This is a genomic window from Pseudomonas sp. (assembly GCF_050739775.1).
Taxonomy (GTDB): Bacteria; Pseudomonadota; Gammaproteobacteria; order Pseudomonadales; family Pseudomonadaceae; genus Aquipseudomonas.
This window is the reverse complement of record NZ_JBOICA010000013.1, coordinates 78,338-93,531: the sequence shown is the minus strand read 5'-3', so window position 1 is coordinate 93,531 and position 15,194 is coordinate 78,338. Positions and strand designations below refer to the sequence as shown.

Sequence of the window (15,194 nt, the reverse complement as noted above, 5' to 3'; positions counted from 1 at the left end):
AATAATCAGGAGTTGAAGATGGGGAATAAAACCACAGCCTGTGTTACCGGCGTTCTGGCCCTGGCCAGTTGCTCAGTCAGCAATGCATCCGTTCAGGCCCAGGGCTTTGTCGAGGACAGTAGCCTCACGGTGCTCAGTCGCAATTTCTATTTCAATCGCGACTATCGCAAGGGCGGCGAATCACCTACCGGCAAGGCCGGTTATGCCGAGGCCTGGGCCCAGGCTTTTATCGCCCGATTCGAATCGGGCTACACCCAGGGCACAGTTGGCTTTGGTCTGGACGCCCATGCCATGCTGGCGCTCAAGCTCGACAGTGGCGATGGCCGCAGTGGCGGGCGCAGCTCATTCGACATGTTGCCAGTCGATAACAACGGTGACACGGCGAACAATTTCAGCAAGCTGGGCGGCGCACTCAAAGCGCGCCTGTTCGACACTGAAATTAAAGTCGGCGATGTGTTCCCGACCACGCCGGTGGTGCACTTTGGCGACTCGCGCTTGCTGCCGGAGAGTTTCACCGGCTGGACCCTGGAAAACACCACCCTGGAAAACCTCACCTTGCAGGGTGGACGCCTGCATGCCATGAGCCAGCCGCTCTCGAGCAACAACCGTGACGGCTTCGAGACCTTTTATGCCGGCCCTGTCGACTCGCCCTGGCTGGGCTACTTCGGCGGCGACTACCAGGCCACAGACAACCTCAGCCTGAGTCTCTACAGCAGTCGCCTGAAGGATGCCTGGGACCAGTACTACGCTGGCGTCAGCTATCAGTACCCGATCTCTGAGCAGCTCAGCGTTTTTACCGGTTTCAATTACTACAAGGCCAAGGACCAGGGCCAGCAATTGCTCGGCAGCTTCGACAACGACATCTGGAGTGCGCGGGTCGGCTTCAGCTATGGCGCCCATACCCTGGCGCTGTCCCATCAGCGCAACCAGGGCGACAACGACTTCGACTACTTGCGTCAGGCCGACTCGATCTACCTGGATAACTCGATCCAGTACAGCGACTTCAACTCACCCAAGGAGCGTTCGTGGATGCTGCGCTACGACCTCGACATGGCCAGCTACGGCGTACCCGGGTTGAGCTTCATGACGCGATACGGCCGTGGCAGTGACATCGACTACTCCGATGCCAACGGGGTGTATATGCGGCGTGACGCCGAGGGTAATCCATTGACGGAGCAGAAGCGCTGGGAGCGGGATATCGAAGCGAAGTATGTCGTGCAGTCGGGCACGTTCAAAGACTTGTCACTGCGCATGCGTCAGGCCACGACCCGAGCCACGGCGTTCGAGTCAGACCTGGACGAGGTGCGCCTGATCGTAGAGTACCCACTGAGTCTGTTGTAGGGCCTTTCTTGCAACACTGTAATGTCCGGCTCACCTTGTCGTTAGCTTGCCCTTCGTAAGATTGAACTGTACTGAAATTCAATCACGAGGTGAGCAACATGAGCCTGATCAAGTATGCGCTGATGGGCGTTCTGGCCCTGGGTAGTGGTGCCGCGCTGGCCGAAGGCGGCGCGGAACGTTCGAAACAGTTCTGGGAGAACTTTCGCCTGAGCCAGGAGCAGATCCACGGCAAGAAGGATCAGGCGCTTGCCACGTCCGACGCGCAGAAGCGCAAAAATGCTCAGCAGCAGGTGGTCGAAGAGTAGCTCCATTCACCTTGGAAGCTCCCCGCTCCTTTGGAAAAGGTGAATTTTTGGCGCCCACACGGGCGCCATTTTTATTTGCGTGCAACCAATACCGCGCGACGTGGCGCAGGCAGGCCTTCGATGGTGCGGCTGTGGTCGGCCGGGTCGAGGAAGTCGCTGAGCGACTGGTAGCGCATCCACTCGGTGCTGCGTTGCTCCTCGATGCTGGTGACACTGACATCGACACAGCGCACATCACTGAAGCCTGCGCGGCGCAGCCAGCGCTCCAGGGCCGGCACCGAAGGCAGGAACCAGACATTACGCATCTGCGCGTAGCGATCTTCGGGCACCAGCACCTGATGTTCGTTGCCCTCGATCACCAGTGTTTCCAGCACCAGTTCGCCGCCCTTGACCAGGCAGTCCTTGAGCGCCAGCAAGTGCTCGATAGGTGAGCGGCGGTGGTAGAACACGCCCATGGAGAACACCGTGTCGAAGCCTTCGAGGTTGGCCGGCAGGTCTTCCAGGGCGAAGGGCAGGTGCCAGGCAGGTAGTTCTGGCAGGTAGCGTTGAACGGCCTGGAACTGGCAGAAGAACAGCCAGTTAGGGTCGACGCCGATCACGCTGTCGGCACCGGCTCCGAGCATGCGCCACTGGTAGTAGCCGTTGCCGCAGCCGACATCGAGAATGCGTTTGCCCTTGAGATCCAGGTGCGGGGCGACCCGCGACCATTTCCAGTCCGAGCGCCACTCGGTATCGACGTGCACGCCGAACAGGTCGAACGGACCCTTGCGCCAGGGCGACAAGCCCATCAGGGCCTGGCGCATGCGTTCGCGGGTGGCCGGGTCGCAGTGGCAATCAAGGTTCAGGCCGTTGACCAGGTCGATCTGGCTCGGCACCAGTGTCGGCAGTGCGTCCAGGGCATTCTGCCAGCGCTCCAGGTCGCCGTGGCCTTTCTCCATCTTGGCGTCGAGTTGCGCTTGCAGGCCTTGTGACCATTGCGCCAGGGGGGTGCCCGCCAGACGGCGGACCAGAGGGGAAAGATCAATCATGGCAGGGCAATCAACGAGGCAAAGTTAAGGCATTGGAACCAGGGCACGACCTTGGAGAAACCGGCTGCGAGCAGGCGCTCGCGGTGTTCTTCAAGGCTGTCGGGTTTCATCACGTTCTCGATGGCGCTGCGCTTCTGGGCGATCTCCAGTTCGCTGTAGCCATTGGCGCGTTTGAAGGCGACATGCAGGTCGGTGAGCAGGGCGTGTTCTTGCGGGTCGTTGAAGCGCAACTTTTCCGAGAGGATCAGTGCGCCGCCCGGCAACAGCGACGTGCGGATGCGCGCAAGCAGTTCCTGGCGCTGTTCGGGGGCGATGAACTGCAGCGTGAAGTTCATTGCCACCACCGAGGCTGGCTGGAATTGAAGTGCGAGGATGTCGCCCTCGATCACCTCCACCGGCAGCAGCTCCTGGAACATCGAATCCTGGGCGTTGAGGTATTGCCGGCATCGTTCGACCATGGCCGCGGAATTGTCTACCGCGATAACCCGGCAACCGTCGCTGCGTACATGCCGACGCAGCGCCTGGGTCACGGCGCCCAGCGAGCAGCCCAGGTCATACAGTGCGGTGTTCGGCTGGGCGAATTGGGCTGCCAGTACGCCGAGGTTCTCGACAATGGTCGGGTAACCCGGCACTGAGCGCTTGATCATGTCCGGGAACACCCGCACCACGTCTTCGTTGAAGGCGAAGTCGGGCACCTGGCCAAGCGGCTGGGCGAATAGGCGGTCGGGTTCTTTGCTCACGGGGGCAATCCAGGCGTTGGGCGGTAAAAAAGCGGGCATTTTAGCCAAACTGGCCGCCAGATGCATGGCCTGGCTGACCAGCGCCGTCACTTCACGCTGATAGCGCAGTCAAAGGTCTGCACCGGACGCACTTCCGGAGCCCAGGGTTGTTGGTAGACCAGCAGCAAATGTCCCTCGCCTGCGGCCTGGGCCTGGAAGCGCCATACCGATTGACCGGCGCTGCCTACGACGCCGGCATCTTCCGGATGGCTGTAGACCTCGGGGCCGAGGCTGCGCAGGATTCCGCTGGCGGGGTTGTGCAGCAGCCAGCGGTAGCCGGTGCTGGGGTTGCTGGGCAGGGTCAGGATCAGGTGCTGGCCGGTTTGCAGTTGTACCGGGCAATCGGCCTGCTTTTCCAGCTCGACGTTGTGGCGTGGCTGCTGGACGCAGGCGGTGAGCAGGGCAAGGCTCAGGGGAGCGAGCAGGCGAATGGCAGTCATGTTGGCTCCGGATGGACGACGAAGGCGCAGCATAACCGAAGATGCTCGCGGAGCAAGCCGAGGCGTCGACTTGTCCCGCGATACTTTTCAGGGCCTCAGAACAGCACCTTGGCCACATCGCTGAAGCGCTTGGCGAAGTGCACGCTCAGACCTTCCTTGAGGTAATCAGGCAGTTCTTCGAAATCACCGCGGTTGGCTTCCGGCAGGATCAATTCGAAGATCTTCTGCCGCCGCGCCGCAATCACCTTCTCACGTACCCCACCAATGGGCAGGACTTGCCCGGTCAAGGTCAGCTCGCCAGTCATGGCCACGCCCTTTTTCGGCGCCTGGTCACGGGCCAGGGACAGCAGGGCGCTGGCCATGGTCACGCCTGCACTGGGGCCGTCCTTGGGCGTGGCGCCTTCGGGTACATGCAGGTGAATGTAGGCTTCGTTGAAGTAGGCCGGTTCACCGCCGTACTTCTTGAGGTTGGCGCTGACATAGCTGTAGGCGATTTCCGCCGACTCCTTCATGACATCGCCCAGTTGGCCGGTCAGCTTGAAGCCGCGGTTGAGGGTGTGGATGCGGGTCGCCTCGATCGGCAGGGTAGCCCCTCCCATGCTGGTCCAGGCAAGGCCGGTGATCACGCCTTTACCCGACAATACCTGCTCGCTACGAAACACCGGCATGCCCAGGGAGGCTTCCAGGTCCTTGGGGCCGATCTTGATCTTCGCCTGGGGATTGTCCAGCAGTTGCATCACCGCCTTGCGCACAAGCTTACCCAGCTGTTTCTCCAGCTGGCGCACACCCGCCTCGCGGGCATAGCCTTCGATGACGATGCGCAGCGCGCTGTCACTGATGCTCAGGCTGCCCTTGCTCACACCGGCCTTATCCAGCTGCTTGGGCCACAGGTGGCGCTTGGCAATGGCGAGCTTTTCTTCGGTGATGTAGCCGGACAGGCGAATCACTTCCATGCGGTCGAGCAATGGCCCGGGGATCGAGTCCAGGGTGTTGGCGGTGCACACGAACAGCACCTTGGACAGGTCCAGGCGCAGGTCCAGGTAATGATCGAGGAAGTCGACGTTCTGCTCGGGATCGAGGGTTTCCAGCAGTGCCGAGGCGGGATCGCCCTGGTAGCTCTGGCCCATCTTGTCGATCTCATCGAGCATGATTACCGGGTTCATCACCTCGACGTCCTTGAGCGCTTGCACCAGCTTGCCCGGCTGGGCACCGATGTAGGTGCGCCGATGGCCCTTGATCTCAGCCTCGTCGCGCATGCCGCCGACGCTGAAACGATAGAACGGTCGGCCCAGGGATTGGGCGATGGATTTGCCGATGCTGGTTTTGCCGACACCGGGCGGGCCTACCAGCAGGACGATGGAACCGCTGATTTCACCTTTCCAGGCGCCAATGGCGAGGAATTCGAGGATCCGCTCCTTGATATCGTCGAGCCCGGCATGGTGCTGGTCGAGGACTTTGCGCGCGTGTTTGAGGTCGAGTTTGTCCTTGCCGTACATGCCCCAGGGCAGAGCGGTGGCCCAGTCCAGGTAATTGCGGGTGACAGCGTACTCGGGGGAGCCGGTCTCAAGGATCGACAGCTTGCCCATCTCTTCGTCGATGCGTTTTTTCGTGGCTGCCGGCAATGTCTTGCCCTGCAGGCGCTGTTCGAACTGCTCCAGGTCGGCACTGCGGTCGTCTTTGGTCAGGCCCAGCTCCTGCTGGATGACCTTGAGCTGTTCCTTGAGGAAGAATTCGCGTTGATGCTCGCCGATCTGCCGGTTCACTTCGGCGGAGATCTCGTTCTGCAGGTGAGCGACCTCGACCTCCTTGCGCAGCATCGGCAGGACCTTTTCCATGCGCTTGAGCATGGGTACGCAGTCGAGCACTTCCTGCAGCTGGTTACCGGTGGCCGACGTCAGCGCGGCGGCGAAGTCCGTCAGTGGCGACGGATCGTTGGGGCTGAAGCGGTTGAGGTAGTTCTTCAGCTCTTCGCTGTACAGCGGGTTGAGTGGCAGAAGTTCTTTGATTGCGTTGATCAGGGCCATGCCGTAGGCCTTGACCTCGTCGGTTGGCTCATTCGGCTGATGCGGGTATTCGACCTCGACCAGGTAGGGTGGACGATGGTGCTTGAGCCAGGTGCGGATGCGTACCCGGGTCAGGCCCTGGGCGACGAACTGCAGCTTGCCGTTCTCGCGGCTGGCGTGGTGAACCTTGACCAGGGTGCCGTACAGCGGCAGCGCCGAGGTGTCGAAATGCCGGTGATCTTCTGGCGGGGTGTCCATGAAGAACAGTGCCAGGGAGTGGTGCGGGGTTTTGGCCACCAGGTCCAGGGTTTCGGCCCAGGGTTCTTCATTGACGATGACCGGCAGTACTTGCGCCGGGAAGAACGGGCGGTTGTGGATCGGGATCACATAGACCCTTTCCGGCAGTTGCTGACCGGGCAGGGCGAGGTTGTGGCCGGTGTGTCGGGAGGCTTCAGGATGCTCGACTTCGGCGTGTTCCTCGGGATGTTCGGGTAGATCCTGCTGATCGCTCATGGGGCACCTGCGTAAATGGCTATGGTGCTTAGATGGGGACTTAAGCACCAAGCTTCAAGCTACAAGCCGCAAGTAGGGATCGCGGTGCTTGCAGCTTGCAACTTGCAGCTAAAGCCTACTCAGCCAATTTGTAAGCGATTACGTAATCGCCCATCTTGGTCCCCAGCGAACCGTGACCACCGGCAGTCACCAGCACGTACTGCTTGCCATCCTTGCCGGTGTAGGTCATCGGTGTAGCCTGGCCGCCAGCGGGCAGGCGTGATTTCCACAGTTCCTTGCCGGTGTTGCTATCGTAGGCGCGCAGGTACTGGTCCAGGGTGCCGCTCAAGAAGCCCAGGCCGCCTGCAGTGACGATCGAGCCACCCATGCTTGGTACACCAATCGGCAGGCCAATCGGGATCGGCGAGCTGTCACGGCTGGTGCCGTTCTTGTGCTTCCACACCACTTGGTTGGTAGTCAGGTCGATACCGGCCACATAGCCCCAGGCCGGTGCCTGGCAAGGCACGCCCAGGGGCGACATGAACGGGTGCATGATCACTGCGTACGGGGCGCCGGTGTTCGGCTGCACGCCGCTGGTCTCGCTCTCGCGCTTGCTGCCGGCGGCGACTTGTTCCCGCGGCACCATCTTCGAGACAAAGGCCATGTAGTTTGGCGAGGTGAACAGCAGTTGGCGCACCGGATCGACCGAGACGCTGCCCCAGTTGAACACTCCCACGTTGCCTGGATACACCAGGCTGCCCTGGAGCGACGGTGGGGTGTACTGGCCTTCGTAGCGCAGCTCACGGAACTGGATGCGGCAGAGCATCTGGTCGAACGGGCTGGCGCCCCACATGGCTTGTTCGGTCAGGTCCGGGCCAAGCAGGTTGAGGTCCGAGCGGGCTTGGGTCGGGGCGGTATGGTCGCCTTCGACCGCACCTTGCGGAGCCGGTATCTCGTGGATTGGCACGATCGGGGTACCGTCACGACGGTCCAGCACATACAGGCTGCCCTGTTTGGTCGGGGCGATCAGCGCAGGCTTGACGCCATCGGCAGTCTTCAGGTCCAGCAGGGTTGGCTGGCTGCCGACGTCCATGTCCCACAGGTCGTGGTGGGTGAACTGGTAGTTCCAGCGTACCTTGCCGTTAGCCAGGTTCAGGGCGACGATGCCGGCGCTGAACTTCTCGGCGCCTGGGGTGCGGTCGGCGCCCCACTGGTCAGGCGTCTGGTTGCCCAGGGGCAGAAAGACCATGCCCAGTTTCTCGTCGACACTGGCCAGCGACCACATGTTCGCCGAGTTGCGGCTGTAGGTCTTGCCTGGGGCCAAGGGTGCGGTGTCATCCGGGGTGTTGCTGTCCCAGTTCCACACCAGGCGGCCATCGTGAACGTCATAGGCACGAATTACCCCGGACGGCTCATTGGTCGACTCGTTGTCGGTCACATGGCCGCCGATGATCACCAGTTCACGGGTGATCGCCGCAGGCGAGGTGGAGTAGTAACCGCCGGCGGTGAACGGGCCAATACCCGTGGTCAGGTCAATCACACCCTGGTTGCCGAAGCCTTCGCAGACCTTGCCGGTGTCGGCGTTCAGGGCAATCAGGCGGGCGTCGGCGGTGGGCAGGTAGAGGCGGCGCGGACAGGCGCGGGCCACAACCTGGCCGGCGTCGGAGATCTTCGGCGCCGGGCTGCCGTCAACACTGATGTAGTTGTTCTCGTCGTAATACGAGACACCGCGGCAGGTCATGTGGGCGAAACCCTTGAAACCTACCGGGCTCTTGATCTGCGGGTCGTAGCGCCAGATCTCGGCACCGGTGTCCGGGTCCAGAGCCAGCACCTTGCTGTGGGCGGTGCAGGCGTAGAGCATGCCGTTGACTTTGAGCGGGGTGTTCTGGTTGGTCAGCTCCACCGGGTCGTCGTCGGTTGGCAGGTCACCGGTACGGATACGCCAGGCTTCCTGCAGCTTGTGCACGTTGTCCGGGGTGATCTGGCGCAGCGGCGAATAGCGGTCGCCGAACTCGGTGCGGCCGTAGGCCTGCCATTCGCCATCGGGGATCTGCGGCGCGGTGCTGCTCAGTCCGGTGCTGTCGCGGCCCAGCTTGCCCTTGATTTCACCGGGATGAGTGAACTGGCTGGCCACGGCGATGGCGCCGGACAGGCCCACAGCCACGCTCAGCAGCGCCAGGTTGATCTTCGACGGATTGCCGAGCAGCGGACGCCGCGCCCATGGCAGCAGCAGGACTACGCCCAGGGCGAACCACAGGGCCAGACGCGGCACCAGTTGCCACCAGTCAAGGCCCACTTCCCACAGCGCCCACAGGGTGCTGCCGAGCAGCATCACGCCGTACAGGCCCAGGGCGTGGCGGCGCAGGGCCAACAGGAGGATGCCGGACAGGGCGAAGCCGATACCGGCGATCAGGTAATACAGCGAGCCGCCGAGCTGGCTCAGCTTGATGCCGCCCGCCAGCAGGGCCAGGCCCATCAGCAGCAACAGCACGCCAACCAGGCGCGGCAGCCAGCGGGTTCTACTCAAGGCACCTTCTGTGCTCATCGTGTGTTCTCCGGTAGGTGAAAAGGGCGATTAAAAATGGCTTTGAATCTTGATCCCGCCGATCAGCGCGTCGTCGACCCGGCTCACGCCACCGGGGTGGCGGATGTATTGCAAGTTCGGGCGCACGGTCAGCCAGTCGGCCAGGTGAATGCCGTAGTACAGCTCGGCGCTGTACTCGGTGTCCTGGATCGGACGGAACAGGGGATCGTTGTAGTCGCTGACGCCGTTGGCTTGATTGAGCGCTTTGGTGTTCTTGCGGTAGGCAGGGTTGACGTGCACGCGGGCCAGGGCGAAGCCGATGTCGTCCTTGGCGCGAGCATCGAACGGGCCCTTGTACACCACACCTGCCTGAACATAGTTGTCGATGGCATTGGTCTTCTTGTCGTGCAACGTGGCGTTGGCGAACACGCTCAGGCCACGGGAGTGGTCTGCAGCCTGCGACGTCAGCTGCTGCTGGGCACCGAGCCAGAAGCCGTGCTTGCTCGAACTGCTGCGGTAAGCCTGGCCGCTCAGCGCTGCCGCCTGGTCGTTGCTGTCCTTGTAGACATCGGCTGCCTTGGCATTACTGTAGTAGTAACCAGCGCGATATTCCCCTGGCAGGCCATTGACCGCCGGGCTCCACACCAGTTCGACCGGTATTACCGCACCCTGGCTGCCGCTGCCGCTGAGCTTGAAGCCGTTGCCGCGGTCCAGGTTGGAAGGGTTTTGCTCGTAGGCGCCGATCTGCGCGTACAGCTTGGGCGTGAGGTTGTACTTGACCCGCAGGGCCCATTGGCTGACCGGCCAGTTGTACCAGATGTCGCCGACCCAGTTGCCCACCTGCGAGCCGCAGAAGGCCAGGTTCTGGAAGTCGCAAGGGAAGCTGTTGAAGTCTTCGCCCTGACCGAAACGGCCGAATTTCACATCCAGGGCACCGTCGAAGTACTTCTGCTTGATCCACATTTGGGTCAGGCGCCAGGTCTGGCCGCGGCCCCAGACTTCCTGGGCCGAAGTGAAGCCGCCGACCCGTGGGTCGTTGATGCGGTCGTTGCTGATGTTGTTGCCGTGGCGCTCGGTGACGGTCAACTGGAACTCGGCGTCGTGCCAGCCGAGGATCTTCTGCAGATCCAGGTGGGTGCCGAGGGCGAACTGATCGCTGTAGCGCGCGGTTTTGTCGTCGTCGTAGCCGCCGTGCAGGTTGGCACCCATCTCGCCGGTGTAGTCGAGGCTGAAGTCGTAGCCGCGTTCAGCCAGCTCCGTGCGGGTGCCGCTCCAATCGCCGAGCATCCATGGCGAGTCGTTGGCGAGCATCGCGGTGGCCTGGGCATAGGGGGCCAGGCTGGCGAAGGCCAGACCCGAAAGCAGCGTCCGGGTGGCGGGGAAAAGGCGGAAACGATCAATCTGAGGCATGAGATAGCGCTATCTTTTGATTGTTGAAAGTACGTAAAGTGCGCCGGGTCCTGGTGATCGTCGGCGATAAAGCTGCTGGGTGGTTAACTGAAGCGATTCAGCTTGCGGCGGAGAGGATATAGCTGAATTTGTAAGAAAAAAAGTTAATTCAACGAGAGGGACCGTTGTTGGATCGGTAATAGTCCGGCAGGGTGGGAGCGAGCTTGCCGCGCAATGCGATGTGGCTGACAACACGTAATTGTGGGGCAAGCCCGCTCCTGTATCAGGGATCAGAAGCTGGTACGCAAGCCTACTTCGACACTCCGTCCAGGCGCCGGCGCGATGTCACGCAGAATGGAACTGGCATAGCGCACGGTCTGGTCGGTGAGGTTTTCACCGCGAACAAAGGCCAGCCACTGGCTCTGGCCGATGTCGAAGCGATAACCGAGGCTGGCGCCGAGGGTGGTGTAGCCATCGGTACTGGTTTCATTGTCCGGTTTGCGCTGTTGGTCGCTGGCATGTTGCACGTCGACCCGTGCCTGCCAGCGATCCAGTTCCCACAGCAGGCCACTGTTCAGGCGCAGCGGGGCAATGCGTGGCAGGTCTTCCCCGTTGTCCAGGTTCTTGGCCCGAGTGTAGTCGCCGGACAGTTCCAGGGCAAAGCTGCCCAAGTGGTTCTGCGCCAGTTGCCAGCGCTCCTGGGCCTCGATGCCATAAAAGCGGGCACGCACACCTTTGTACAGGTACTCGGGCACGTCACCGGCGTGGTCATGGTCGTGATCGTGGTCTTCATCGCCATGGTCATGATCGTGGTCATGGCCTTCGCGCATGTTACCGCTGGCCAGCAGACCGATGTAGTTGCGGAAATGACTGTAGAACACGCCGACGCTACCTTTGTGCACGCCGTTGTCGAAGCGCAGGGCCAGGTCGCTGGAAATTGCTTTCTCCTTGCTCAGGCCTGGATCGCCGACCTCAAAGGTGCCGGTGGCGACGTGGGCGCCATTGGCATACAGCTCGTAGAAGGTCGGTGCGCGTTCGGTGTAGCCCAGGGTTGCGGCCAGGGACCAGATCGGTGTCAGCTCATACACAGCACCCGATGACAGGCTGGCGGCGGTAAAGCTGCTGGCGCTGTCGGCATGGGCGAAGCGCTCACTGCCCTGGCTGTCGGGATCGATCCGGGTGTGTTCCAGGCGCCCGCCCAGGTTCAGGTTGAGGCGTTCGCTGGCTTGCCATTGTTCGAGCATGAACAGCGCCAGGCTATTGGTATCGCTTTGCGGGACGAAGGCTTCTTCACCGAGGGCGGAAAATTCGTTGCGGCTGACCTGGGCGCCGATCACCCCTTCGACCGGCCCCCATGGCTGATGCCGGGCTTCGACCCGCGCTTCGTAACCTTTGTTCTTGAAGGTGGTGTGCACTTCACCACCTTCCAGTTCGCGGTGCTGGTAATCGGTGTAGCCGACGTCGAACTTCAGCGAACTGAAGGGACCCTCAAGGTCGCGCAGCTCGGAGGCGAAACCGTAGTGATCCTGTTGCATGTCCAGGCGCACGCCGGGTTCGGCTACGGAACCATAGTTCGAGTCGTAGCGGCTGTAGGACAGGCCGGTATAGCCGTGATCCCAATGGTAAGAACCGCCGATGGCGCCGCCGTCCTGGCGACCGTCGCTGTTATCCAGTTTATGGCGGCTGCCCGGATCGCCGGCGTCGCGGACCTTGGAACTGCGGGCGTAGCCGGGGATGCGCAGGTCGTTGAACTGCCGGCTGTTGGCATCCAGGTGCAAGGCAAAGCGGCCGTCACCGGCTTCCAGCTTGCCGGCGCTGCTGCGCGTGGTGTCGGCGCCGCCATAGCGCAACTCGCCCGCGCCATGAATGCCGTCGATAGGGGCGGTGGGAATGCGGTTGTCGAAACTGTTGACCACCCCACCGATGGCGTTGCCACCATAGAGCAGGGCGGCCGGGCCGCGGACGATTTCGATGCGTTCTACGGTGGCCGGGTCCAGCGGTACGGCGTGATCATAGGACAGCGAAGATGCGTCCAGGGCGCCGACGCCATTGCGCAGAATGCGAATGCGATCGCCGTCCAGACCACGAATCACCGGACGGCTGGCACCGGGGCCGAACCAGGTCGCGGCGACGCCGGGCTGGTTGTTCAGGGTCTGACCGAGGCTGCCTTTTTGCTGCAGGGCCAGGTTGTCACCTTCGAGCACGGTGGTGGGCGCGGCCAGTTCGCTGTTGCCCAGCGGGTTGGCGGTGATGACTTGGGGCTGCAACTCCACGGCCTGGCTCAGCGGCGAAGCGAGCCATACGGCGGCGGCGAGAGGGGAGAGTCGAAGGGGTAAGCGACGCATGGGTAGCGGGGTTCCTAGGCTGTGTTATATTGTTGATACAATATAACATTACTATTAATAATTAAACGCCCACGCGCTGGCTAGAGCCTTTGCACCCACTAGAATGTCTGTTGGCAGCACCTTGAATATGAAAAGTCTGAAGACTTGCAGCCCGCCCCTGGGCTAAGGTGCGCACTTTTGATTCGCTGGAGCACAGGCATGACCACCGCCAACCCCAATCCGCTGCATGGCGTGACCCTGGAGCAGATCCTCACCGCGCTGGTGGCGCACTACCAATGGCAAGGGCTGGCCGAGCGCATTGATATCCGCTGCTTCAAGAGCGATCCGAGCATCAAGTCGAGTCTGGCCTTCCTGCGCCGCACGCCTTGGGCCCGGGAGAAAGTCGAGCGGCTGTACCTGAAGCTGCAACGTGGCCGCTAACCCCATGACCCGCCGCGAGGCCGTGATCGGCCTGGCAGCCTGCCTGGGTTGGAGCGCTCTGGCGATCCAGCTGTACCTGGTGCTATTGGCGCGCTGGCAGGAACAGGCCAGCTTGATCGGCGGTCTGGTGACTTTTTTCAGTTACTTCACGGTATTGACCAATACCCTGGTGGCAGTGGTGCTGAGTCAGGCGGCCTTCGGCAGGCCGGGCGCTGCACGGCGTTTGTTTCTCGCCCCTTCGGTCAGCTCGGCTGTGGCCGCCAGTATCGTGTTGGTCGGGCTGGCCTACAGCCTGTTATTGCGCCATCTGTGGCACCCGCAAGGTTGGCAGTGGTTGGCCGATGAACTGCTGCATGATGTCATGCCATTGCTGTTCGTCACCTATTGGTTGTGCTGCGTGGAAAAAGGCAGCCTGCGGCTCAAGCACGTGTGCGCCTGGCTGCTGTATCCGTTGGGGTATTTTGCCTATGCGCTGCTGCGCGGGCAGTCGATAGGGGTTTATCCCTATCCGTTCATCGATGTCGCAAGCCTTGGCTATGGGCAGGTACTGCTCAATGCCCTGGCGATCCTGATCGGCTTCATTGCCATCAGCCTGCTGATACTGGGTTTGGATCATTGGCAGGGCGGGCGCCTGGCCAAGGCCAGGACGCAACCCTGATGGTGCCTGTTACTCGTCGTCGTGCGGGTCGAGACGCCAGTAGGCGGCGGCCTTGATCAGGTCTTCCTTGACGCCCTTTTCGTCAATCAGCAGACGCTTGGTCTTGCGCGTCAATGCTTTCTCCAGGGCAACCCAGGTATAGAGCTGACCTTCAGGCAGGGCCAGATCCTTCACCACCTTCAGCAGATCTTGCTGCTGGCGCTGTACCCAGATCACTTGCAGCTGCGCCTGACTTTCCAGGACCTGTTGTTCCTGCGCATCTTCGATCTCGATGACCGCCAGCACTTTGCGCGTGGATGGCAGTTCTTCCAGGCGTCGGGCAATGGCCGGGATCGCCGTTTCGTCACCGATCAGCAGATAGCTGTCGAAGATATTCGGCACCACCATTGAACTGCGCGGTCCGGCAATGTTCAGCACCTGTCCGACCTCGGCCTGGGCAGCCCAGGTTGAGGCAGGACCGTCGCCGTGCAGGACAAAGTCAATATCCAGTTCACCGGCTGCCAGGTCGATACGCCGCGGGGTGTATTCGCGCATGGTCGGGCGCAGGCCTTCGCGACTGAAGTCGAGGTTGTCCAGGGCAGCTTGTTCCTCTTGCGAACAGGCGAACATCAATTTGACGTGATCGTCGCTGCCGACGCTGGTGAAACCTTGCAACTGTGGTCCGCCCAAGGTGATGCGGCGCATGCGCGGGGTCAGCTCGGTGACCCGCAGTACGTCCAGGCGACGGTGTTTGATCTCATGGTTGACGCGATGAATCGCGCTGTTTTCGCTGACACTCATTCCGGGTCCTCCGTAACGGTCGCAGTGGGCCCTGCGACGATGGCTTTGGCGGTGTTGTTGAGCAGGGTTCGTACCCGCTCGATTTCTTCCGGGTTCCAGCGGCCACTGTGCATCTGCAGGGCATGCCGCAGGTTGTGCACCGCTTCGTGGATCTCCTGGGGCCGGTCGTGCCCGCACAGCGAACGTTTACTGACTTCGATACGCATGCGCACACCGTCCAGGGCGATCGATTGCTCGGCCAGGGAATCAAGGCCGGCAGGGGTGACGCTGTAGCGCTTCTTGCTGCCATGGGTCTGGCCGACGATCAGCTCGCTTTCTTCAAGGAAGGTCAGGGTTGGGTAGATAACGCCTGGGCTTGGGCTGTAGTTGCCGCCAAACAGGCTTTCGATCTGGCGAATCAGGTCATAGCCGTGGCAGGGCTGCTCGGCCAGCATCGATAACAGCAGCAATTTCAGATCGCCAGGGGCGAAGACCCGTGGGCCGCGGTCGCCACGCTCGCGGCTGTGGCTGTGGCGACGTTCGAAACCGTCATGGCGTTCGCCATGTTCACGGTGAGGATGATGTTCACGCATGGAGGGCTCCGTTTGCGTTAGATGTATCTTTAGATATTACTCAAGATATATCTTAAAGCAAGTATGAGATTGAGAGTATTTCTCATGAAAAGGGTGAGGAGATGAACGGTGCCGTTGA

13 protein-coding genes are annotated in these 15,194 nt (G+C 61.6%); 4 read left to right on the top strand and 9 right to left on the bottom strand.

All coding sequences use genetic code 11. The features are described from left to right. Nucleotides 1-18 precede the first annotated feature (18 nt). Nucleotides 19-1,341, top strand: coding sequence for an OprD family porin (locus tag ACRESH_RS09150; RefSeq protein ID WP_431741684.1), 1,323 nt, complete (start codon nucleotides 19-21; stop codon nucleotides 1,339-1,341). Nucleotides 1,342-1,439: 98 nt separating this feature from the next. Continuing rightward, on the top strand, nucleotides 1,440-1,646 hold the full coding sequence (locus ACRESH_RS09145) for a hypothetical protein (RefSeq protein WP_431741683.1): 207 nt from the start codon (nucleotides 1,440-1,442) through the stop codon (nucleotides 1,644-1,646). A 71-nt stretch (nucleotides 1,647-1,717) separates the two neighbouring features. Here the strand turns inward: ACRESH_RS09145 and cmoB are convergent, their stop codons facing one another. The 7 genes from cmoB to ACRESH_RS09110 all read right to left on the bottom strand — a co-directional run bounded on the left by cmoB (nucleotide 1,718) and on the right by ACRESH_RS09110 (nucleotide 12,646). Beyond that, nucleotides 1,718-2,674 (bottom strand): tRNA 5-methoxyuridine(34)/uridine 5-oxyacetic acid(34) synthase CmoB, encoded by a 957-nt coding sequence (cmoB, locus tag ACRESH_RS09140; protein ID WP_431741682.1) that lies wholly within the window; start codon nucleotides 2,672-2,674, stop codon nucleotides 1,718-1,720. Further along, the gene (gene cmoA / locus ACRESH_RS09135; RefSeq protein WP_431741681.1) at nucleotides 2,671-3,414 is read right to left on the bottom strand and encodes a carboxy-S-adenosyl-L-methionine synthase CmoA; all 744 of its coding nucleotides are present in this window, start codon (nucleotides 3,412-3,414) and stop codon (nucleotides 2,671-2,673) included. Before cmoA ends, cmoB begins: the two co-directional genes overlap by 4 nt. An 86-nt stretch (nucleotides 3,415-3,500) precedes the next feature. Continuing rightward, on the bottom strand, nucleotides 3,501-3,893 hold the full coding sequence (locus tag ACRESH_RS09130; RefSeq protein WP_431741680.1) for a protease inhibitor I42 family protein: 393 nt from the start codon (nucleotides 3,891-3,893) through the stop codon (nucleotides 3,501-3,503). 95 nt (nucleotides 3,894-3,988) lie between these two features. Beyond that, complete coding sequence (gene lon / locus ACRESH_RS09125) at nucleotides 3,989-6,409, bottom strand: endopeptidase La (RefSeq protein ID WP_431741679.1); 2,421 nt, start codon at nucleotides 6,407-6,409, stop codon at nucleotides 3,989-3,991. 115 nt (nucleotides 6,410-6,524) lie between these two features. Continuing rightward, complete coding sequence (locus ACRESH_RS09120) at nucleotides 6,525-8,933, bottom strand: glucose/quinate/shikimate family membrane-bound PQQ-dependent dehydrogenase (RefSeq protein WP_431741678.1); 2,409 nt, start codon at nucleotides 8,931-8,933, stop codon at nucleotides 6,525-6,527. Nucleotides 8,934-8,963: 30 nt separating this feature from the next. Next, on the bottom strand, nucleotides 8,964-10,322 hold the full coding sequence (locus ACRESH_RS09115) for a carbohydrate porin (protein WP_431741677.1): 1,359 nt from the start codon (nucleotides 10,320-10,322) through the stop codon (nucleotides 8,964-8,966). Between the two features lie 269 nt (nucleotides 10,323-10,591). Further along, nucleotides 10,592-12,646: a TonB-dependent receptor gene (locus ACRESH_RS09110; protein ID WP_431741676.1), complete on the bottom strand. Its 2,055-nt coding sequence runs from the start codon at nucleotides 12,644-12,646 to the stop codon at nucleotides 10,592-10,594. Nucleotides 12,647-12,844: 198 nt separating this feature from the next. On the opposite strand from ACRESH_RS09110, the gene ACRESH_RS09105 reads away from it, so the two are divergent. Together ACRESH_RS09105 and ACRESH_RS09100 are read left to right on the top strand one after the other, a co-directional pair. Continuing rightward, entirely contained in the window at nucleotides 12,845-13,066 is a 222-nt protein-coding gene (locus tag ACRESH_RS09105) for a VF530 family DNA-binding protein (protein WP_431741675.1), read from the top strand. A gap of 4 nt (nucleotides 13,067-13,070) precedes the next feature. Continuing rightward, nucleotides 13,071-13,724, top strand: a complete 654-nt coding sequence (locus ACRESH_RS09100; RefSeq protein WP_431741696.1) for a Pr6Pr family membrane protein — start codon at nucleotides 13,071-13,073, stop codon at nucleotides 13,722-13,724. Between the two features lie 9 nt (nucleotides 13,725-13,733). Here ACRESH_RS09100 and ACRESH_RS09095 read toward each other — a convergent pair whose 3' ends face one another. Together ACRESH_RS09095 and ACRESH_RS09090 are read right to left on the bottom strand one after the other, a co-directional pair. Beyond that, nucleotides 13,734-14,504: a siderophore-interacting protein gene (locus ACRESH_RS09095; RefSeq protein ID WP_431741674.1), complete on the bottom strand. Its 771-nt coding sequence runs from the start codon at nucleotides 14,502-14,504 to the stop codon at nucleotides 13,734-13,736. Next, nucleotides 14,501-15,076: a PadR family transcriptional regulator gene (locus ACRESH_RS09090; protein WP_431741673.1), complete on the bottom strand. Its 576-nt coding sequence runs from the start codon at nucleotides 15,074-15,076 to the stop codon at nucleotides 14,501-14,503. Before ACRESH_RS09090 ends, ACRESH_RS09095 begins: the two co-directional genes overlap by 4 nt. Between the last annotated feature and the right edge of the window lie 118 nt (nucleotides 15,077-15,194).

Excerpts from the sequence above, each read along its gene's own strand:
- ACRESH_RS09150 (WP_431741684.1), top strand. The coding sequence starts at position 19 with ATGGGGAATAAAACCACAGCCTGTGTTACCGGCGTTCTGGCCCTGGCC.
- ACRESH_RS09145 (WP_431741683.1), top strand. The coding sequence starts at position 1,440 with ATGAGCCTGATCAAGTATGCGCTGATGGGCGTTCTGGCCCTGGGTAGT.
- cmoB (WP_431741682.1), bottom strand. The coding sequence starts at position 2,674 with ATGATTGATCTTTCCCCTCTGGTCCGCCGTCTGGCGGGCACCCCCCTG.
- ACRESH_RS09130 (WP_431741680.1), bottom strand. The coding sequence starts at position 3,893 with ATGACTGCCATTCGCCTGCTCGCTCCCCTGAGCCTTGCCCTGCTCACC.
- lon (WP_431741679.1), bottom strand. The coding sequence starts at position 6,409 with ATGAGCGATCAGCAGGATCTACCCGAACATCCCGAGGAACACGCCGAA.
- ACRESH_RS09120 (WP_431741678.1), bottom strand. The coding sequence starts at position 8,933 with ATGAGCACAGAAGGTGCCTTGAGTAGAACCCGCTGGCTGCCGCGCCTG.
- ACRESH_RS09115 (WP_431741677.1), bottom strand. The coding sequence starts at position 10,322 with ATGCCTCAGATTGATCGTTTCCGCCTTTTCCCCGCCACCCGGACGCTG.
- ACRESH_RS09110 (WP_431741676.1), bottom strand. The coding sequence starts at position 12,646 with ATGCGTCGCTTACCCCTTCGACTCTCCCCTCTCGCCGCCGCCGTATGG.
- ACRESH_RS09105 (WP_431741675.1), top strand. The coding sequence starts at position 12,845 with ATGACCACCGCCAACCCCAATCCGCTGCATGGCGTGACCCTGGAGCAG.
- ACRESH_RS09100 (WP_431741696.1), top strand. The coding sequence starts at position 13,071 with ATGACCCGCCGCGAGGCCGTGATCGGCCTGGCAGCCTGCCTGGGTTGG.
- ACRESH_RS09095 (WP_431741674.1), bottom strand. The coding sequence starts at position 14,504 with ATGAGTGTCAGCGAAAACAGCGCGATTCATCGCGTCAACCATGAGATC.
- ACRESH_RS09090 (WP_431741673.1), bottom strand. The coding sequence starts at position 15,076 with ATGCGTGAACATCATCCTCACCGTGAACATGGCGAACGCCATGACGGT.